Genomic DNA, 20415 nt, shown 5'->3' with positions numbered 1-20415 from the left:
GATAACTCGCGATAGTTCATAACTCATGCTTTTGAATAGCCGAAGTTAATTTCTTTCTACTACTTAACAAAATTTCAAAGAACTTTTTCAAAGACTAGTTTTTACACAGTCTCTCGAGAGGGGATAAGGGGTGTGTTATCTTTTCGCCTTATCAGCAAGCTTTAACACACCCCCTGCCCCCTCTCAAGAGGGGAAAGGTTACTCCCATGACTATAATTGGATAGCTCATTTTTGGGGGCAAAGAACTATATTTGATATCTTCTGTGCAAGAATAACCTGCCAATGCCCCGGATTTCTCTGTTAATCGCCTGATTCCGCAGATTAGTCGGCGGTAAGCCGGAAACAATGTCCGAAAAAGCCTTTTACCTCCCATAAATACCCGTTCATCGGACAGGAACCGCCATTTGTCGATTTAATTTGCCGGTGTTTTGGATACTTTATTCTTTTGCAACCGTAAACAGTAACACGTTATATGATGACACGAAAAAGATTATTTCTGTTCCTGCTGGCCTTGCTGCCTCTGGTAATGGTATCCTGTGGGGATGACGATGATGATGATTTGATGGGTAAGTGGTATCGCGTATCCGACTTCGACGGTCTGGCACGTAGTGATGCTTCTTCGTTTTCAATCGGAAATAAAGGGTATCTGGTCTGCGGGTATGATGGAACAAACCGCCTGTCGGACTTGTGGGAGTATGATATGGACCGGGATTCCTGGACACAAAAAGCAACCTTCCCCGGTACGGCCCGAAACTCAGGGGTGGCTATGACCGTAGATAGTAAGGGTTATTTTGGAACAGGCTATGACGGAGCGAATAAGCTGAATGATTTCTGGGAATATGATCCTACAGCCAATAACTGGACGCAGAAAGCCGACTTTCCCGGAACGGCGCGTTACGATGCGGTGGCTTTCGGTGTCAGCGGAAAGGCCTATATCGGTTGCGGTTACGACGGAAATTATCTGAAAGATTTCTATGCCTTCAATCCTTCTTCCAACAGCTGGCAGCAGATCGTCAGCATCGGAGGTACGAAGCGGCAGGGTGCCACCAGTTTTGTTCTGGACAACAAGGCATACGTTTGCTGCGGCGTGAACAACGGGACTTATGTGGACGATTTCTGGATGTTTGACCCGTCCACGCAATCATGGACCCAGTTGCGCGACATTGCCGATACATCGGATGATGATTATGACGATGATTATAATATAGTACGTAAATATGGTACGGCTTTCGTGATCGACGGAGCTGTCTACCTGACCTGCGGTGAAAGCGGGAGCATACGTTCTGACACCTGGAAATATTATCCTGCAACCGATTTGTGGGAGAATGTAGCCAAATTCAAAGGTACGGCCCGTACGGTTGCGGTCGGCTTCTCCAATGGTGAGAGGGGATTTGTGGCAACGGGTAAAAGCAGCACTTACCGTTTTGATGACGTTTGGGAACTTCACCCTTATGAATACGACGATGATGACTATTAAAGGTAGAAAAGCTCTTTGGGGCTTGGTGCTGCTACCGGTACTTATTTTACTTATTTATTTCCGTCACGGAGAAAAGGGGTTTCCGGACGGCCGGCAACCGGAGTTGCAAACGTTTCAATTGGAGGATGGCTGGGGCTATCGGATCGTGATGAATGAGAAGGTGTTGATATATCAGCCCACCATTCCTGCAATTGACACGCTAAGGTCTTTTCCGGATGAGGCCAGTGCCCGTAAGATCGGTGCGCTGGTCCTGGAAAGGCTAAACAACAATGAAAATTTTTCAATAACAATTGATGATATTAAACATTCACTCTCTGATTTAGAAACAAACGATAATTCAACGTGAACGTCGGAAAGGGCTGCCAGTGATGGTCGCCCTTTCTTCTCTTGGTAACTAACTAAATAATACGTTTTATGAAGACATTAAACAAGCTATTTTCATACCTGATGATTTTATCCTCCGTGTTGATGCTCTCCTGCAAAGACAACGACGATATGGTACCCGATGAGGGGGAGGAAAATAATGTACCGATAGGTAAGTGGTCTCGTGTATCCGATTTTGACGGTGTGCCGCGTAGTGGTGCCTCTTCTTTTACGATAGGGAATAAAGGTTATCTGCTCTGCGGGTATGATGGAAAAAAATGTCTGTCGGATGTGTGGGAATATGATATGGAACGGGATATCTGGACACAGAAAGCCGCTTTTCCCGGTACCTCCCGTCATTTGGCTGTCGCGATGGCGGTAGACGGCAAAGGGTATTTCGGTACCGGATATGACGGAACGGATAGACTGAACGATTTCTGGGAGTATGATCCAGTAGCGAACAGCTGGACGCAAAAGGCGGATTTTCTCGGCTCGGCCCGTCATGGGGCTGTCGCTTTCGGGATTGGAAATAAAGGATACCTCGGTTGTGGCTACGATGAGGCCTGCCTGAAAGACTTCTATGCCTTTACGCCTCTATCCAATAGTTGGGTACAGATTGCCAGTATAGGCGGACTCGATACGATTGATAATATCGGGGGCAGTAAACGCAAGGGCGCGACCAGTTTTGTAATAAATGATATTGCCTATGTGTGTGGCGGTATTAATAACGGAAATTATGCAGAAGATTTCTGGAAATATGACCCTGCGGCTGAAAAGTGGACCCGGCTGCGTGATATATCTGATACTTCGGATGACAGCTATGACGATGATTACGATATGCTTGGAACTGATAAGGTTGCCTTTGTCATTGGCGGTGCAGCCTATCTGACTTGCGGTGGGAGCGGGAGCCTCCGTTTGGAAACATGGAAATATGTTCCTCAAACGGATTTATGGGAGAGTGTTGCCCGGTTTAAGGGAACGTCACGTACGGGTACGGTCTCTTTTTCAAATGGCGGAAGAGGATTTGTCGTAACCGGAAAGAACAGCACCAACTACTTTGATGACATCTGGGAGTTCGACCCCGATGAATATGATGACGATGACTATTAAAGGTCGCTCTTTCTCTTTTTAGCAAGATAGGACAAGTAGGTTTTCAGGCCGGAGGTTATCTTTGTAGCGAAATACAAAAGAATATGGAACAACGACCTGCAACAACGGAAGAGTATCAGCGTAAAGTAAATATCCTCGTGGAGTATATCAACAATCATTTGAGCGAAACAATTGATCTGGATATACTGGCAGAAATGTCCGGTTTTTCGCCCTGGCATTTCCACCGGATCGTAAAGGCATTCCTCGGTGAAAATATAGGTGCCTTTATCGTCAGGATGCGAGTCGAGACGGCCGCTCGGTTACTGCGTCACTCTGATATGCCGGTACAGGAAATATCCTGGCGCGTTGGATACGATGTACCCTCTTCCCTGTCGAAGGTGTTCAAACAGTTCTATGGTATTTCGCCGAACGGATATCGTAAAAACAAAGATTACATTATCATGAGACCATTAGAAATAAGACACGATTTGAAAATAGAAGCGGAAGTAAAAGAACTTCCGGCCTGCCAGATCGCTTACCTGCGTCTGTCGGGAGCGTATATGAACCTCGATTATTGCGGAGCCTGGCAAAAGTTATGGGGATTCGTGAAAGAACAGAACCTCTTCTCGGAGGGCATCGGGCATATTTGTATTTATCATAACGATCCCAAAGTGACCGAGCCGGATAAGTTGCGGACAGACGTTTGCCTTATCCTCCCCAAACCGGCGGAACCGCGGGGTGAAATAGGGGTAAAACAGTTGCCGGGCGGCAAATATGCTGTTTATCGCTACCAGGGTTCTTATGAACATCTGAAATCCGTATACGATACGGTCTATTCGCACCTGTTACCGGAAAGCGGTTATAAGCTGGCCGATGCTCCCGGATATGAAAAGTACCTGAACAGTCCGGCCGATACGGTACCCGAAAATCTGGTGACTGAGATTTATATCCCGATCGAATAAATGAGTATATTTGCCGGCGTGGAATCCTTTCAACTCATATTACCATCGCCGGCACTTGCTCCTTATATCAGGCATTACTGGCTGCTGGAAACGGATAGCATTGCTCGAAGTACCGAGCGTATTATTCCGTGTGGTAATATCCAGATGCTTTTCTACCGTGGAAATCCGGTCTCGCTTTCTTCCCGGCAGGATACCCGCCGCCTGGATAGCCAGTCCGTCCTGTGCGGGCAGTTCGTCGGCTTCTCCGACCTAAGCTATACCGGAAATATAAAGATACTGGCTGTCGTTTTCCATACCTATGCCGCCAATGCATTTTTTCGTATGCCGGTCAGCGAATTTTGCGACCGGAAGGTTACTGCCGATGAGGCAGGCGACCGCGAACTGCTGGAACTGGAAGACCGCCTCCTATACGAAGCAGACGACCGGAATTGTATCCGTCTGGTCGAACAATTCCTCCTTCGCCGGTTAAATCCCCTGAAATCGTATAACCTGGAGCGCATGCGTTCTGTGGTCTCGACGATCGACCGTGAAAAAGGGGAGATACGTGTATCCGACCTGGCATCTTCCGTCTTTTTAAGTACCAAGCAGTTTCAGCGTGTGTTTACCGGGCATATAGGGATCAGTCCCAAAGATTTCCTGCGTATAGTCCGTTTCCAGCATGCTTTGTATATGTTGCAGTCTGTTCCGGGCATGACCTTTTCGCGGCTGGCCTGCGAATGCGGTTTCTACGACCAGCCCCATCTTATCAGCGAGTTTAAAATATTCTCCGGCTATACGCCGAAGGAATACCTGTCCCTCTGTGCACCCTATTCCGATTATTTTTCTACCGAAAACGACTAATGTCCTTTTTTTCCAAGTTTGCCCCTTCAACGTGTCCTACCTTTGCATTGTCAATTGGCAGAAATAGTTTAACGACAAAAAAAGTGAATATGAAAAAGTTAGTTTCTTTCTTCGAGATCCCTACGGCAGATTTTGGCAGAGCCGTGAAGTTTTATGAAACAGTGTTGAACCTGGAATTGAGCGTGATGGAATGCGAATCCGAAAAGATGGCTTTCTTCCCCGACGAGGACGGCTTGGCTCCGGGTGCGATCTCATGGGCGGCCGACTTCCTTCCGGCAAAGAACGGTGTGCTTGTCCATCTGAATGTGGACGACATGGATGCAACGCTTGCTCTGATCAAAGCCAACGGTGGCAGCATCGTCCGCGAAAAGACAAAGATCGAATCCGAAGACCGCGGCTATTTCGCAATGTTTTCTGATAGCGAAGGAAATACGTTGGGATTGTATTCTGATAAGTAAACATGCTTAAAGGAGGTGCTGCAAAGTCTGTTTTGTCATGGCGGACTTGATCCGACAATTCATGCAAAGTGTTTTGTCGGTGTAGTATGCGATCTTAGGGCTGTCCAAGGATGACTGTGGAGAGACTTTGGGCACCTCCTTGTTATTTCCTAAAAAAACTCCTACATTTGTTCCCGAATCAAAGAATCCGATTATTCAACTTATGAAGTGGCAACTCTGTATATAGCGTCGTTCTCCCGGACATAAGGCAAAAAACTGTTTTGCCTGACTTTCGCTATCCTATTTTATACAGGGTACAATCTATCTATTTTTTAGTATTCATGGTCGCGGTATGTTCTCTGGCGGGAACGTATGCCGACGCTATATATTAAGTTGAATTATGAATTTCACATACAAACAGATCTGGCTCATCAACTATCCCGTGATGATGAGCATTTTAATGGAACAATTGATCAATATTACCGACGCTATATTTCTGGGGCATTACGGGGAGGTTGAACTGGGCGCTTCCGCCCTGGCCGGCATGTATTACCTGATTCTTTATATGCTGGGTTTTGGTTTTAGCCTCGGATTGCAGGTCATGGTGGCACGCCGTAACGGCGAACAGAAATACGATGAAACAGGAAAGGTGTTTTTTCAGGGATTGTTTTTCCTGGTAGTGCTGGCGGCTTTCCTGTTCTTGTTATCCAAATGGATAGCACCGGTTATTTTATCCGGATTGGTCACTTCGGATGAGGTCTATGGTGCCGTAATGGATTATCTCGACTGGCGGACATTCGGGCTTCTGTTTACTTTCCCAGCGCTGGCTTTCCGTTCTTTCTTTGTCGGGATTATCAAAACCAGGGTGCTGACTGTCGGGGCTGTGGTTATGGTGACGACCAATATCCTACTGAATTACCTGTTGATATTCGGTCATGCAGGGTTTCCACGGTTGGGTATTTCCGGTGCCGCTCTGGCTTCGACTTTGTCTGAATTGTCTTTTTTAATCGTCTTTCTTGTCTATATCTTCCGGGAGGTAGACAAACGTCGGTATGGCTTGCGGCCTGTGTACGACGGGCGGTTGTTGCTCCGTTTGCTTCATCTCTCCGTGTGGAGTATGATGCATGCTTTTATCAGTGTGGCTCCCTGGTTCTTCTTTTTCGTGATGATTGAACATCTGGGTGAAAACATACTGGCTGTAGCTAATATCATCCGGAGCATATCGACGGTCTTTTTTGTGATCGTCTGCTCGTTCTCGACAACAACGGGATCGTTGGTCAGCAATCTGATAGGGGCAGGCGAATACGGAAAGGTGATGCCTTTGTGCCGTAAAATGGTTTGCCTGGGTTATTTCGTAGGGCTTCCTTTGATTGTGCTGACCTTCTTTTTCTCCGATGCAGTGTTGGGCGTCTATACGAAGAATGAGGAGTTGATCCGGATTGCCTTCTGGCCTTTTACGGTCATGCTGGCTAATTACCTCTTTTCGGTTCCGGCTCATATTTATTGCAATGCCGTTACCGGAACCGGAAGGACCCGTACGGCTTTCCTTTTTGAAGTGGTCACGACGGTTTTCTATGTGATATACCTGTATGTATTGTCCGCGACCCCGAATGTCCCTCTCGCTGTGTATTGGACGACGGAACATCTTTATGTCCTGTCTCTCTTCGTCTTATCTTATTGGTACATGAAGTGTGTATATAAAAAGACATACCGGTTGTAATCGTAAACAATTCATAATCTGAATGGTTTTATAAGAAAAACTAATAAGAAGAAGTTATGGAATGTCGGATAGAAAAAGATACCATGGGAACCGTCAGGGTTCCTGCGGATGCTTATTACGGAGCGCAGACGCAACGTAGTATCGAAAACTTTGAGATTGCACAAGATATAAACCGTATGCCCAAAGAGATTATTTATGCCTTTGCCTACCTCAAAAAAGGAGCCGCGCTGGCCAATAAGGATGCGGGTGTGCTGTCGGCGGAAAAGTGCGATCTGATAGTACGTGTCTGCGATGAGATACTGGCGGGCCACCTGGATGAGGCGTTTCCCCTGGTGGTCTGGCAGACCGGTAGCGGCACGCAGACCAATATGAATGTGAATGAAGTGATAGCCAACCGTGCACATGTCCTGAATGGCGGAAAACTGACCGATGAGGTGAAGGTTTTGATGGCTAACGACGATGTGAATAAATCGCAGTCGTCTAATGATACGTTCCCGTCGGCTATGCATATCGCCGCTTATAAGATGCTTCGGGAGAATACGATTCCGCCTCTGGAGTTGTTGCACCGTACCCTCGTCATGAAAAGCCGGGAGTTCATGCCGATCGTCAAGATCGGGCGTACCCATTTTATGGATGCGACTCCTTTGACTTTGGGGCAGGAGTTCAGCGGGTATGCCGCCCAACTGGAATACGGCATCCAGTCGATAAAGAATACATTGCCGCATCTGGCGGAACTGGCGCTGGGAGGTACGGCTGTCGGTACCGGTATCAACACTCCGGAAAACTACGGGGAGAAGGTGGCAAAGAAAATATCGAAACTGACTGGTCTGCCGTTCGTCACGGCACCCAATAAATTCGAGGCGTTGGCAACTCATGATGCGATCGTTGAAACGCACGGGGCGTTAAAAGGTGTCGCAGTCAGCCTGATGAAGATAGCCAACGATATCCGTATGCTGGGTTCCGGTCCGCGTGCGGGAATCGGTGAAATCCGCTTGCCGGAAAATGAGCCGGGCTCGTCTATCATGCCGGGGAAAGTGAACCCGACCCAGTGCGAAGCTCTCACCATGATTGCGGCGCAGGTCATGGGGAATGATGTGGCGATCTCCGTAGGCGGTGCGTCGGGACAGTTTGAGTTGAATGTGTACAAGCCGATGATTATTTATAATTTTCTGCACAGCGCACGGCTGATCGGTGATGGTTGCCGGAGTTTCAACGACCATTGTGCTGTCGGTATCCAGCCGGTAAAAGAGACTATAAAGAAACATCTGGACGACTCCCTGATGCTGGTGACGGCACTCAATCCGAAGATCGGTTATTATAAAGCAGCTTCGATTGCCCAGAAAGCATTTCGTGAAAATAAATCGTTGAAGCAGGCAGCCGTTGATTCCGGGCTGCTTACGGCCGAAGAGTTCGATGAATGGGTAGATCCTTCCGGAATGGTAGGCAGGATTGAGTAACTTAATCTTCTGGTAAGTAATTGATAAAGTGCAGTTTTTGTAGTATATGCAGGAACTGCGCTTTTTTATTTTCGGAAAGCGCCGGACAATAATAGCCTCGCCGTATTTCCGTAGCAGATATGTAAACATTAACGATGGATATGTGAGTTGTTTAACCGGAAAAAGTTATACATTTGTTTCAAATTGTGAAATGAGCCTTTTGTATAGTGAGTGAATAACCGACTGAATGCGATACCGTTGTAAAGGTAAATATGAGGAAACACTAATGTCGGAATTAAAAATGGGGGATGTAATGAAAAAGTTACTTTATTTGGAAGAGCATATATCTTGTAAAGATTATTCTCCGGATATTTTAGTTGGATTTAAACATCGTATAGTAAGAGAGGAGAGTGAACTGAAAGAGCAGGACAAGGATTGCCATCATCTGATCTTTTTCCTGGAAGGTGAAGCTGTTATTTGTTGTAATGAGCAAAGAAACAGAATCATCCGGTCGGATGAGTTTATATTGATCCCGAAGTCCTCTGATTTTTTCTGTAAGATAGTATCTGATTCCAACCTTGTTATATTTACGTTTGACCGTTTCCCCGGTGCTTGCAATAAACTGGAACTTCAATCGCTGGCTCCCCTTAGTCGTGAGATCGAATATGATTATCAGCCGACTGTTATATATCCGCCTTTACGTTTATTCCTGGAGACTATCATAGAATACCTGGAGTCGAAGATGAACTGCAAGCATTTGCATGAGATAAAGTCGATGGAGCTGTTTTTGCTGTTTCGGGGATTTTATCGAAAAGAAGAGTTGGCTTATTTATTTCATCCCATCGTTGGAAAATCGCTGGATTTCCGTTCCCTTATACTTGAAAATTACTTGAAGGTGGACCATGTGGATGAACTGGCAAAAATAGCCGGCATGGGACGTACGAATTTTAATAATAAGTTCAGAGAAGAGTTTGGAATCTCTCCCCATCAATGGTTATTGAAACAAAAAGCAAAACATGTGCGTTTTAAACTGGCCGAACCGGGAAATACGCTGAGTGATGTTATGCAGTTGTATAAGTTTAACTCGGCGACTCATTTTACACGTTTCTGCAAGCAGCAGTTTGGCTGCACTCCTTCCGAATTATTACGTCAGCTGAAAGCCGATAGATGATCATTTGAACAAAACCACTATCTTTATGCTTATAAAGTAAAAATGATATATGGAAGGAAGTAAAGTGCAATCACCCGGACTATGGAGACGTTTGTCGTCGTTGGTAAACTGGCTTTGGAAAAAGGAGGCGGAAGATATTACTGTCTATTTTATTTCCGGGATGTGCTATAACTGTAAGGTCTTTGACAAACTGCGGCTTCCGAAGGGGTATAAAAAAGCCTATATCGAATGGTTTATTCCCAGCCCCGACGAATCATTGTCGGAGTATGCTCATAAGATGGCAAAGACGATCGACACCTCGCGTCCGTTTATCCTGATCGGTTATTCTTTTGGTGCCGTTATCATGCAGGAGATGACACTTTTCCTGAAACCGGAGAAGTGCGTTATCATTTCTTCCTTTAAAAGCAAAAGGGAAATCCCTATTCTTTTCCAGGCAGTCAGGAAAGTCAACCTGATGGAGTTCATGCCTAAACGGCTTTTCTCGTCGACCGACTTTATTACCAATGCCTTTAACCGCCTGGTATATAATGCTTCCAATTCCGACCTGGCAGAGTATATGACTGTTACCGATCCCATATATATCAAATGGGCGGTAGAACAGATCACTGACTGGGTACCGGACAATAAGAGCGAACACCTTTACCATATTCATGGCACGTCCGATCAGATCTTTCCTTATGACCGGCTTGAAAATGTCTTTCCCGTTGAGGGAGGCGATCATCTGATGGTGGTTAAAAAGGCGAATACAGTCAGTTCCATTCTGGATATCATCTTGCTGAAGAAAGAGGATTGATTCCCTGTTTTAATAGAATAATTGCTAAATCCGGCAATAGAAATGAGCCTTTTGGTTGTTGAGTGGGTTATACTGAACAATCAAAAATAAATGATTATGGCAAACAGGTTTAGTGACAAGTTGACGACAGAAGAACGCAAGGAACTTCCTTCCTCTGATTTTGGCCTTCCGGAAACCCGTGAGTTTCCTATGCCCGATGCGGCCCATGTAAGGGCTGCCGAATCTTATTTCAGATATGCACCCGAGGATAAGAAGCCGCTGCTGGCTTACCGTATCCTGCAAAAAGCAGCGGAGTTCGGTGTGGATGTGCAGAGCCCGGTTATATTTGAATGGGCTGAAAAACATGAGAGCTAAAAACAACAAAACGTCCGGACTTCCCTGGGGACGTCCGGACGTTTGTCTTAACCGACATAACTGTTGTTATTAAATTTTATTTTACTTCTTCGCCTTTGTCATTGAAGGTAACCGTGCTTTCCGTACCTTCGGCTGTAGCGATAACAAGTTTATAAGTCTTGGCTCCGTCTTTTTCTGCTACAGAGGCTTCTTTGATGGTCTGGCCTGCATAGGCTTTTTCAACTGCTGTTTTCACTACTTCGGGAACATCTGCCACTTCAATCTTTGTGTACTCATCCTGAGTAGACTGACAGCAAGCTACTGAATCAACACTTGTTTCTGCTGCGATAGCACTCATACAACCAACACCCATAACCATTGCCATTACTACTAATACCTTTTTCATGATCTTAATTTTTTTAATTCAACAATCTTTTATTACTAATACGCTTAATGTAATTCAATTCGTGTGCCAAACGGATGGTCTGATTGTGTAGTTGTTGATAATCAGTAAATTCTGTGTATTTGTGATTGTGCCAGACTGTAGAATGGGGATGTGGAATTGGGGAAATGTGATGAAATTTTCCTCAATGGCAGGTTCGTTTTAGGGATAAAACAACAAAGGCTGTCAATCTTTCGACTAACAGCCTTTGGTTGCGGAAGCGGCGAGATTCGAACTCGCGGTACCCTTACGAGTACGTCAGTTTAGCAAACTGGTGGTTTCAGCCACTCACCCACACTTCCATGTGTTCTGTGCTTCTTCCTTAGAATTGCGCTGCAAAGATAGGCGGATGTTTTTAAATAAACAAAGGATTTTGCATCTATTTTTTCGGAAAAAGGTATTACTTTTGTGACCTGTTCTGATAATCAGTATTTTATTGGAGGAAAAATGAATAAGAAAAAACAGGGGAAGCGTAATATACTAATTGGGATTGTCGTATTTTTGATCTTTTTGCTGGCGGGTACAGGTTTCTGGGGATACCGTCTGGCATGGGCGCCTAACTTTACTCCCAAAGAAACGGTTTATCTGTATATAGGAAAAGACAAGGATTTCGGCGAACTTTGCCGTCAGTTGATTGATTCGGCCGGCTGCAATCGTATCGGAAGTTTTAAACAGTTGGCCGGATTCCTGCAATACCAGGGAAATATGAAGACCGGCCGATATGCGGTATCGCCGGGAATGAGCAACCTGGAACTGTTGAACGATCTGCGGCGCGGTCATCAGGTGGCAACCCGTCTTACCTTTAATAATATCCGCTTTAAAGATGATCTGGTGGAGCGGTTGGACGAACAGTTGATGCTGGATAAAGAGGACCTGCTTGTCTTGCTGAACGATTCGGCTTATTGCGATTCGCTGGGATTTACCACTACAACAATCCTCTCCATGTTTATTCCGAACACCTATGAGGTCTATTGGAATATTCCCGCAGAAAAACTGATGCAGCGTATGAATCGTGAATATAAAGCCTTCTGGACGGAAGCACGTCTGGAGAAGGCAAAAGCGATTGATCTGACACCTGCGGAAGTCGCTATCCTGGCCTCCATCGTAGAGGAAGAAACGGCTGCGGCAGATGAATATCCGATTGTGGCCGGTTTGTATCTGAACCGTTTGCATCGTGGTATACCATTACAAGCCGATCCTACCGTCAAATTTGCAGTGGGTGATTTTACCTTGCAACGTATCCTGTTCGAACATCTGGAAATAGATTCTCCATATAATACATATAAATATGCCGGGTTGCCGCCCGGACCACTGCGTGTCCCGACTATCAAGGGGATGGACAGCGTTTTGAATTATATGAAGCATAATTATCTTTATATGTGTGCCAAAGAAGATTTTTCGGGCCGGCATAATTTCGCGGCAACGTTGGCAGAGCATAATCGCAATGCAAACCGTTACCGGGCTGAACTGAACAGGAGAAAGATTCGGTAGGCTTTTTGCTTTTTGTTTATGGTAAAAGCTGTATCTTTGGCTGTTGGTATAACATAAAAATCAATTTAAGAAAACAAATATACATGGAAAAACAACTATTCTTGGGGGATGAGGCTATCGCACAGGCTGCGATCGATGCCGGTATTTCCGGTGTTTATGCCTATCCGGGTACTCCTTCAACTGAAATTACCGAGTATATACAAGGCTCGGCAGTAGCGAAAGAACGGGGGATACACAGCCGTTGGAGTACGAATGAAAAAACAGCAATGGAGGCAGCTTTAGGTATGAGTTATGCCGGAAAGCGTTCACTTTGCTGCATGAAACATGTCGGACTGAATGTGGCGGCAGACTGCTTTATGAATGCCGGAATGAGCGGTATCAACGGTGGTATGATTATTATTACGGCCGACGACCCTTCCATGCACTCATCACAGAACGAGCAGGATAACCGTGTATATGGAAATTTTGCTATGATCCCGATGCTGGAACCATCCAGCCAGCAGGAAGCATACGATATGGTGTATGAAGGTTTCGAACTTTCGGAAAAATTGGGTTATCCGATCCTGATGCGTATTACTACCCGTATGGCGCACTCTCGTGCCGGTGTGGTAACGCGTCCGATCAAGGAAGAAAATACGATGAGTTGTCCGCCTGACGGCCGTCAGCGTTTTATCTTGCTTCCGGCTTTGGCACGCAAACGTTTCAAAGTATTGCTGGAAGCGCAGAAAGGGTTTACCGAAGCGGCTGAAAGTTCAAAATATAACCAGTATTTCGATGCTCCGAACAAAGAGATGGGTATCATTACAACCGGTATTGCATTCAACTATCTGTCGGAGAATTATCCTGACGGGTTCGAATATCCGGTATTGAAGATTACTCAATATCCGTTGCCACGCAAGTTGGTGGAAAAGATTACCGGTGAATGTAAGGAAATTCTGGTGCTTGAAGAAGGCTATCCGGTTGTGGAAGAGCAATTGAAAGGTTTCCTGGGTAAAGGGATAACTGTTCACGGTCGTTTGGACGGGACTTTACAGCGTGACGGCGAGTTGACTCCGGATGCCGTAGGCAAGGCTTTAGGCAAAGATATTACCAGTTACTATGCTATCCCCGAAGTGGTGGAACAGCGTCCGCCTGCATTATGCCAGGGTTGCGGTCACCGTGACGTGTATGAAGCATTGAATGAGGTGCTGGCTGAATATAAAGACCCGAAAGTATTCGGCGATATCGGTTGTTACACGTTGGGAGCTTTGCCTCCGTTCCGTGCAATCGACTCTTGTATCGATATGGGGGCTTCCATTACAATGGCGAAAGGGGCTTCTGATGCCGGTGTATTCCCGGCCGTATCGGTAATTGGTGATTCTACTTTCACGCATTCCGGTATGACCGGTTTGCTGGATTGTGTCAATGAGGATACAAACATCACAATCGTTATTTCCGATAATGAAACAACGGCTATGACCGGCGGTCAGGATTCAGCCGGAACAGGACGCCTGGAAGCTATCTGTGCAGGTATCGGTGTCGATCCCGCCCATATCCGTGTTATGATCCCGTTGAAGAAGAATTACGAAGAAATGAAACAGATCATCCGCGAAGAGATCGAATACAAAGGTGTATCTGTCCTGATCCCGCGTCGTGAATGTATCCAGACATTAACAAAAAAGAAAAAAGCAAGCAAGAAATGAGAGTAGATATTATATTGTCAGGCGTAGGAGGACAAGGTATCCTCTCTATTGCCGCCGTTATTGGAGAAGCCGCTTTGAAAGAAGGTTTGTATATGAAGCAGGCGGAAGTTCACGGAATGAGCCAGCGTGGTGGCGACGTACAGTCGAACCTGCGTTTGTCTGACCAGCCGATCGCGTCCGACCTGATTCCGAAGGGACATGCCGACCTGATCATTTCCCTGGAACCGATGGAAAGTCTCCGTTATCTTCCTTATCTGAAAGAAGATGGTTGGTTGGTGACTAATTCACAGCCGTTTGTCAATATCCCTAATTATCCGGATATGGAGAAAGTAAACGAAGAGCTGGATAAATTGTCGCATAAGGTTATCCTGGATGTGGAAGCTATAGCTAAGGAAGTCGCTACGGCCCGTGCCGCCAATATCGTGATGTTGGGCGCTGCTGCTCCTTTTATTGGAATTGAGTATAATAAAATAGAAGACGGTATCCGTCGTATCTTCGGTCGTAAAGGGGAAGAAGTGGTTGAGATGAACCTGAAAGCCCTGAAAGCCGGTTACGATGTTGCCCAAAGAATAAAATAAAGCCTATGAAGAAGTACCTCTTAACCGTCCTGCTTGCAATTTTCGCGTTTGTAGCCCGTGCTCAGAACGATGGTGATATTATAAAAGTGGGCGACCAGATGCCTGCATTCACGATCGTTTCCGACGATGGTAAACAAATCTCGTCTGCTTCCCTGAAAGGGAAAGTAGTGCTGATAAATTTCTTTGCAACCTGGTGTCCTCCCTGTCAGAAAGAACTGGCGGAAGTACAGCAGAAGTTGTGGCCGAAGTTTAAGGATAATAAAAACTTTCAGATGTTGGTGATTGGACGTGAACATACAGATGCCGAGTTGGCAAAGTATAATGAGAAAAAAGGTTTCACCTTCCCGTTGTATCCGGATAAGAACCGTGCCATCTTCGGAGCATTTGCAAAGAACCTGATTCCCCGAACTTATCTGATAGGTAAAGACGGAAAAGTGATTTATGCCGGCAAGGGATATACCGAAGATGAGTTTGCCGGATTGATGGATAAGATTGGTGCATCTTTAAAGTAAACGATATGCAATATCAGAATATACATTTAATCTATTTCTCTCCGACGCATACTTCGGCAAAAATAGCTTATGCAATTGCCGAAGCGTTGGAAGCGGATACTTTGTCTGAATCGGATATTACCCATGAAGGATTGAAGGAACCGCTTTCGATGGGAGGGAATGAACTGGTAATCGTTGCGGCTCCTGTATATGGAGGCCGCGTTGCGGAGACGGCTATGGAGCGCATCCGTATGTTTAAGGGGAACGCAACTCCGGTTATTCCTGTAGTAGTTTACGGGAACCGCGATTACGAAGATGCTTTGAAGGAATTAAGCGATGCGCTCTCCGCTCAGGGATTCGTGCCGGTGAGTGCCGGTGCCTTTATCGGTGAGCATTCATACAGCCGGAAAGATATGCCTATTGCCGCCGGTCGGCCGGATAAGGACGATTTGTTGAAAGCATCCGAATTCGGTAGCGAAATTCTGAAGAAGCTGGATAACGTATCGACGTTGACGGATTTACAGCCGTTGGAGGTAAAAGGAAATTTCCCGTACAAGGTAAAAGGACCTTCCACTCCACAGGCTCCTGTGACGGATGAGGATTTGTGTACACAATGTGAGTATTGCATCGATGTATGCCCTGTTGCGGCGATATCGATTGTCGATGATCGTATGTTCAGTGATCCGTTGCTTTGTATTAAATGCTGTGCCTGCGTAAAAGAATGTCCGGAAGGGGCCCGTACTTTCGATACCCCCTATACGGCTATGCTTCATAAAAACTTCAGCGCACGCCGTGAACCTGAATTGTTTATTTGATTTTACTATATGATCAGTTTATAGCCGATCCCCCGGATGTTCACAATCTGAACCGAGGGATCGGCTTTTAATTTTTTACGTAGCTTGGTGATAAAAACATCCATGCTGCGGCCATTGAAAAAGGAATCGTCTCCCCATAACTCCAGTAAAACCGGTTTACGGTGCAATACATCATTCGTATGTTGGCAGAGCATGTGTAGAATCTCGGCTTCCCGATGCGATAATGTTTCTGTTTGGTCGCTTATCTGTAACGTCTGACGGGGATAATCGAACGTATATTGACCGATGCTGAAAACCTCCGGTCGCTTTTCTTCTTCTATGATTATCGGACGGTTCAATAAGGCAAGGATGCGGACGATAAGCTCTTCCATATCGAATGGCTTTTTCAGATAGTCATTTCCTCCCAGATGAAAACCGGTTACCAGGTCATCGACCGATGAGCGTGCGGTAAGGAATAAGATCGGTGTCCGTGTGTCGGTTTGACGAATCATTTTGGCAAGTGTGAATCCATCCATTTGAGGCATCATCACATCCAAGACCAGGATATCCGGTTTTGAACGGTGATACAAAGACATTGCTTCATTGCCGTTTGCCGCAATTGTAATTTGGAATTTCCGGCGGCTTTCCAAGCTGTCTTTGATTATTTTAGCTAATGCTATTTCGTCTTCGGCTAATAATACATGTATCATTTCTTTTCCGGTATTATAATAGTAAATGTAGTTCCTTCTTTTTCTTTGCTTTCAACGGAAATAGTCCCGTTATGCCGCTCTATGATGTCTTTGACATAGCTGAGTCCGAGTCCGAAGCCTTTCACGTCATGTATATTCCCTTTGGGGACACGATAGAAACGTTCGAATATGCGGTTTAGTTGAACGGTAGGGATGCCTATACCGTTGTCTGTCAGGTCGATTTGAGTCCCTTTCTCTATTTGGTTTATCTGAATGGAGATTTGTACGCTTTTTCCGGAGTACTTGATTGAATTATCGAGCATATTGCTGATTACATTGGTGAAATGCAGTTTATCGGCATATATCGTCAGTTCCTCAGGTTCACAGACGATCTGAAAAGAAACAGGTTTATCTGTTTTTAGCGTAAACTGTTGTGCCAGAATATCTATGACCGGTTTTATCCGGAAAGTCTCTTTTTGCAGCCGGAAGTTTTTGCGCTCGTCGACAGCCATGCTAAGTATCTTTTCAACCAGGCCGGAAAGATGCTTTAATTGTTGGCGGCAAAGTGTGAAATATTCCTCCCGTGTCTCTTTTTGTTCGACGAAATTGAATGTTTGCAAAGCGTCGATAGCCGAGTAAGTAATGGTGATCGGAGTCTTCAGTTCATGGGTCATGTTGTTGACGAAATCATTTTTTATCTGGGCGATCGTTTTCTGGCGTAAAATGGTTCGTATCAGGTAGATATAACAAGCTGTCGTAATGATAATCAGAAAGAATGAGGCGAGAAACAGTGGCCCCATCCGCTTGAGTACTGTCTCTCCGGGTGCAATGATAAATCCTTGCATGCCGATACTATCGTCACTGTTAACGCCTATTTTTTGGGTGGCAAGCAAATTGGTCGGATTCTGGTTATCCGGCAAAGAAGAGGCTAGGAGAGTGTCATTGCCTAGTGTAAAGTCGATAAAATGTCGGTTGTATATACCTTCTGCACGAAGAAAGGTAGACCATAGGCTGTCGGTTTTTTCAATGTTTACAGGAGAAATCCCGTTAATAGCTTGCCAGATTCCTTTGAATGCCATTCTCATCATGGGAGTATTTTCCGGTTTATAAGCCTGAAAAACGGTACTGTCAGTTTCATTGAATAATTGGAGCCGGGTACGGGAATAATATTTCCGGGGTGTCTGTTGGGAGGTAGTATGAGAAGTACTGTCCATAGAAAAACTGAACTCCACTTGGCCGTGAGGTGCACCGGGTGTCGTGTCGTTTTTCATTTTTTCCATCCGCTCTGTCAGATCTTCATTAATTGCTTGCTGAAGTGTTTCGTTGATAATTCTTCTGATTTGTTGTTTTTCTATGTTATAACTGTTCCATAACCAATATCCCTGGAAAAAGAATATTCCCAGGACCGATAAGGAAACGAAGATCAGTATAAGACGCATTTGTAATTTCATATTACAAATATAGCCTGATTTGTTTCCGCTCATTCCGGTAGTAACACTAAATAACAGAAGATTGTAAAGTGGTAACTGTCTGCCCGGAATCTTCCTTTTATATTTGTATTGTCTCAGAGAAAGGAAAATATGTAAATTAAAAAAGAAATAAGTATGAAAAACAAGTATTGTTTATTGATTGGCATTACCTCTTTTTTTATCTGTTTGCTTCAGCCAGCCAATGCCCAGGAAGCAGATCAACGGATAGGTAACCTGATTAACCAAGGAGATTGGTTTCGTTTGGAAGAGGAATACCCGAAAGTTGCCGGTCAGGTTCAGGCGGTTGCTATAAAAGCCTTGTCGGAAGTAATGATCGGATGTTATTTTAATAAACCGGGAGAAACAATAGCGTTGATAGATTCTCTTTTGGAACATCATCAGGAAGATTTGGGATTCGCGAATGTAAGCAGTCTGGTTGCCCTTCGCGGGAAATTACAGGGAGAAATAGGATTATATGCGCAAAGTGCTGATGTGTTGTATGACTTTTTGAATAAGATACAAGCTTTTGCAAAGAAAGAAGATTTTCCTTCCCATCAAAAGATTGCAGATTATTACAACACACTGAGAAATGAAGCAGCTCCGGTGGTCAGCCGGCCGAATGTTGATACGGAGATTCCGATGACGATAGAAAAGGCCGGCCGTGGTGTCCTGATGTTTGTCCCTGTTCAAATTCATGGCAAGACATATAAATTTATTTTTGATACAGGTGCTGGAAGTACCTTTGTTTCCAAACGTTTTGCTGATGAAGTCGGAATCCGGGTTGTGCGTGACAGTCTCTTCTTGCAAGGAGCATTTGCCACAAGCACAGGCAGGCAAGGTGTGTTGGACAGCATGATGATCGGAGATATTGTTTTTAAGAACGCAATAGTGGCAATTGCAGATCCGAATCCGGCTGTGGATACCGTTTACCAGGTGGATGCCGTTTTGGGTACTGACTTTATGCGGTTGGTTGGGCAAGTAGATTTGTATCCTCAGGATAAAAAAGTTGTCTTTCCGGTAAAAACAACGCCTTTGCCTGATACCGGAAGAAATATGTGGCTGTATGATGGAGGTTTACGTCTGAAAGTTTTCTCAGGAGATGAACGGTTACGTTTTGTTTTTGATACAGGAAATGTGCGGGCGGATATGTTTTATCCTTATTATCAAAAACATAAAGAATGGATTGAGAAAGAAGGTCATAAAGAGACTATATCTGGAGGCGGATTTGGCGGGGTACGCACATTAGACGTTTTTCGTTTGCCATCGATCCCCATGCGTTTAGGTAACACCTCTTTTGAAATGGAGAATATCCAGGTTGAATGTAACATTCCGGAAATAGATGGTTTTCAAAATGAAGAAGATGGCTCGTTAGGAATGGATTTTATCAATTTATTCCATCGGGTTACTATTAATTTAGAATCGATGTATTTAAATGTGGAAAAGGATAATTAGTTTACTCTAAATCTTTTATCTGTAAAATTTAATCGTTCGACAATCATTCTCTATTCATTAAACAGGCGTTCTCTATTAATTCGACAACTGTCGAACGAATAGAGGATAGATATCGAACGATTAATTATTCCAAGCGAGAAACTAACTTTTCCAAAGCGAGGTTTCATTCATTTAAGATAAGCGGAAAGTCAGATGCATAATTTTCTCTTTCTTTGTGCGTACATTATATTACAGTGCCTGCCGTGAAAAAATAAATGAAAAATAATCGGTAAAAAGTTTGGAGTGTATATAGTAATCTACTACTTTTGCACCCGCATTCGAGAGAGAACGGCGCACCAACATGATGAAAGAGGTAACCTGGGGAAAGGGGATGAGGTTAGAGGTTCTAAGCAAAATTCCAACCGCCACAGCGACTCGAAAAAAAACTTTTCAATTTTTCTTCTGAAAAATTTGGCAGTTAAAAAAAGTCCTTATCTTTGCAGCCGCAATCGAAAAGAAAGCGAAAGTTCTTTGAAAGATTTACATATCAACAAGTAGTACAAGTATTATAATTAATACCGTCAATAACTTGAAATAAATACGAATTCTGAGCATAGAGATATAAACAATTTAAACAACGAAGAGTTTGATCCTGGCTCAGGATGAACGCTAGCGACAGGCTTAACACATGCAAGTCGAGGGGCAGCACGGTGTAGCAATACATTGG

At 44.8% G+C, this 20415-nt stretch carries 20 protein-coding genes, 1 tRNA gene and 1 rRNA gene; 18 read left to right on the top strand and 4 right to left on the bottom strand.

The genetic code is table 11. From position 1 onward, the window contains the following. Positions 1–475: 475 nt before the first annotated feature. From NBH14_RS27680 to NBH14_RS27630, 11 genes are all read left to right on the top strand, one after another. Positions 476–1477, top strand: a complete 1002-nt coding sequence (locus NBH14_RS27680; RefSeq protein ID WP_186961955.1) for a Kelch repeat-containing protein — start codon at positions 476–478, stop codon at positions 1475–1477. Next, complete coding sequence (locus NBH14_RS27675) at positions 1452–1823, top strand: DUF4907 domain-containing protein (RefSeq protein ID WP_186961952.1); 372 nt, start codon at positions 1452–1454, stop codon at positions 1821–1823. Before NBH14_RS27680 ends, NBH14_RS27675 begins: the two co-directional genes overlap by 26 nt. A 122-nt stretch (positions 1824–1945) precedes the next feature. Continuing rightward, complete coding sequence (locus NBH14_RS27670) at positions 1946–2950, top strand: Kelch repeat-containing protein (RefSeq protein ID WP_446500458.1); 1005 nt, start codon at positions 1946–1948, stop codon at positions 2948–2950. A gap of 83 nt (positions 2951–3033) precedes the next feature. Next, a complete protein-coding gene (locus tag NBH14_RS27665; protein ID WP_186961950.1) occupies positions 3034–3891 on the top strand; it encodes an AraC family transcriptional regulator in 858 nt (285 codons plus the stop codon). Further along, positions 3892–4731 (top strand): AraC family transcriptional regulator, encoded by an 840-nt coding sequence (locus NBH14_RS27660; RefSeq protein WP_222622160.1) that lies wholly within the window; start codon positions 3892–3894, stop codon positions 4729–4731. Positions 4732–4820: 89 nt separating this feature from the next. After that, positions 4821–5189 carry a VOC family protein gene (locus NBH14_RS27655; protein ID WP_010800538.1) on the top strand — a complete coding sequence of 123 codons (369 nt, stop codon included), beginning with the start codon at positions 4821–4823 and terminating at the stop codon, positions 5187–5189. 379 nt (positions 5190–5568) lie between these two features. After that, positions 5569–6888, top strand: a complete 1320-nt coding sequence (locus NBH14_RS27650; protein WP_186961949.1) for an MATE family efflux transporter — start codon at positions 5569–5571, stop codon at positions 6886–6888. Between the two features lie 56 nt (positions 6889–6944). Next, entirely contained in the window at positions 6945–8345 is a 1401-nt protein-coding gene (gene fumC / locus NBH14_RS27645; protein WP_186961948.1) for a class II fumarate hydratase, read from the top strand. A 292-nt stretch (positions 8346–8637) separates the two neighbouring features. Further along, a complete protein-coding gene (locus NBH14_RS27640) occupies positions 8638–9495 on the top strand; it encodes a helix-turn-helix transcriptional regulator (protein ID WP_250817963.1) in 858 nt (285 codons plus the stop codon). A 49-nt stretch (positions 9496–9544) separates the two neighbouring features. Beyond that, entirely contained in the window at positions 9545–10288 is a 744-nt protein-coding gene (locus NBH14_RS27635) for an alpha/beta hydrolase (RefSeq protein ID WP_186961946.1), read from the top strand. A 96-nt stretch (positions 10289–10384) separates the two neighbouring features. Then, positions 10385–10642 (top strand): hypothetical protein, encoded by a 258-nt coding sequence (locus tag NBH14_RS27630; RefSeq protein ID WP_186961945.1) that lies wholly within the window; start codon positions 10385–10387, stop codon positions 10640–10642. Positions 10643–10718: 76 nt separating this feature from the next. Here NBH14_RS27630 and NBH14_RS27625 read toward each other — a convergent pair whose 3' ends face one another. Continuing rightward, positions 10719–11027, bottom strand: coding sequence for a hypothetical protein (locus NBH14_RS27625; protein ID WP_128133226.1), 309 nt, complete (start codon positions 11025–11027; stop codon positions 10719–10721). 251 nt (positions 11028–11278) lie between these two features. Continuing rightward, positions 11279–11365, bottom strand: a tRNA-Ser gene (locus tag NBH14_RS27620). A 145-nt stretch (positions 11366–11510) separates the two neighbouring features. On the opposite strand from NBH14_RS27620, the gene mltG reads away from it, so the two are divergent. From mltG to NBH14_RS27595, 5 genes are all read left to right on the top strand, one after another. Further along, the gene (mltG, locus tag NBH14_RS27615; protein WP_186961944.1) at positions 11511–12554 is read left to right on the top strand and encodes an endolytic transglycosylase MltG; all 1044 of its coding nucleotides are present in this window, start codon (positions 11511–11513) and stop codon (positions 12552–12554) included. Positions 12555–12637: 83 nt separating this feature from the next. Then, a complete protein-coding gene (locus tag NBH14_RS27610; RefSeq protein WP_186961943.1) occupies positions 12638–14236 on the top strand; it encodes a thiamine pyrophosphate-dependent enzyme in 1599 nt (532 codons plus the stop codon). After that, complete coding sequence (locus NBH14_RS27605) at positions 14233–14814, top strand: indolepyruvate oxidoreductase subunit beta (RefSeq protein ID WP_186961942.1); 582 nt, start codon at positions 14233–14235, stop codon at positions 14812–14814. Before NBH14_RS27610 ends, NBH14_RS27605 begins: the two co-directional genes overlap by 4 nt. Positions 14815–14819: 5 nt before the next feature. Then, positions 14820–15326 (top strand): peroxiredoxin family protein, encoded by a 507-nt coding sequence (locus NBH14_RS27600; protein ID WP_128133223.1) that lies wholly within the window; start codon positions 14820–14822, stop codon positions 15324–15326. Between the two features lie 5 nt (positions 15327–15331). Next, positions 15332–16120: a 4Fe-4S binding protein gene (locus NBH14_RS27595; protein WP_128133222.1), complete on the top strand. Its 789-nt coding sequence runs from the start codon at positions 15332–15334 to the stop codon at positions 16118–16120. 5 nt (positions 16121–16125) lie between these two features. Here NBH14_RS27595 and NBH14_RS27590 read toward each other — a convergent pair whose 3' ends face one another. Together NBH14_RS27590 and NBH14_RS27585 are read right to left on the bottom strand one after the other, a co-directional pair. Then, entirely contained in the window at positions 16126–16809 is a 684-nt protein-coding gene (locus tag NBH14_RS27590) for a response regulator transcription factor (RefSeq protein WP_250817960.1), read from the bottom strand. Further along, positions 16806–18239, bottom strand: a complete 1434-nt coding sequence (locus NBH14_RS27585) for a sensor histidine kinase (protein WP_250817958.1) — start codon at positions 18237–18239, stop codon at positions 16806–16808. Before NBH14_RS27585 ends, NBH14_RS27590 begins: the two co-directional genes overlap by 4 nt. Before the next feature lie 153 nt (positions 18240–18392). On the opposite strand from NBH14_RS27585, the gene NBH14_RS27580 reads away from it, so the two are divergent. Together NBH14_RS27580 and NBH14_RS27575 are read left to right on the top strand one after the other, a co-directional pair. Continuing rightward, positions 18393–19709 (top strand): retropepsin-like aspartic protease, encoded by a 1317-nt coding sequence (locus tag NBH14_RS27580; protein WP_186961941.1) that lies wholly within the window; start codon positions 18393–18395, stop codon positions 19707–19709. Positions 19710–20322: 613 nt separating this feature from the next. Next, a 16S ribosomal RNA gene (locus tag NBH14_RS27575) occupies positions 20323–20415 on the top strand; the annotation flags it as partial.

It is taken from the genome of Parabacteroides caecihominis (assembly GCF_023656785.1).
Classification (GTDB): domain Bacteria; phylum Bacteroidota; class Bacteroidia; order Bacteroidales; family Tannerellaceae; genus Parabacteroides; species Parabacteroides segnis.
The sequence above is the reverse complement of the archived record's forward strand: the minus strand, read 5'-3'. Positions and strand labels throughout refer to the sequence as shown.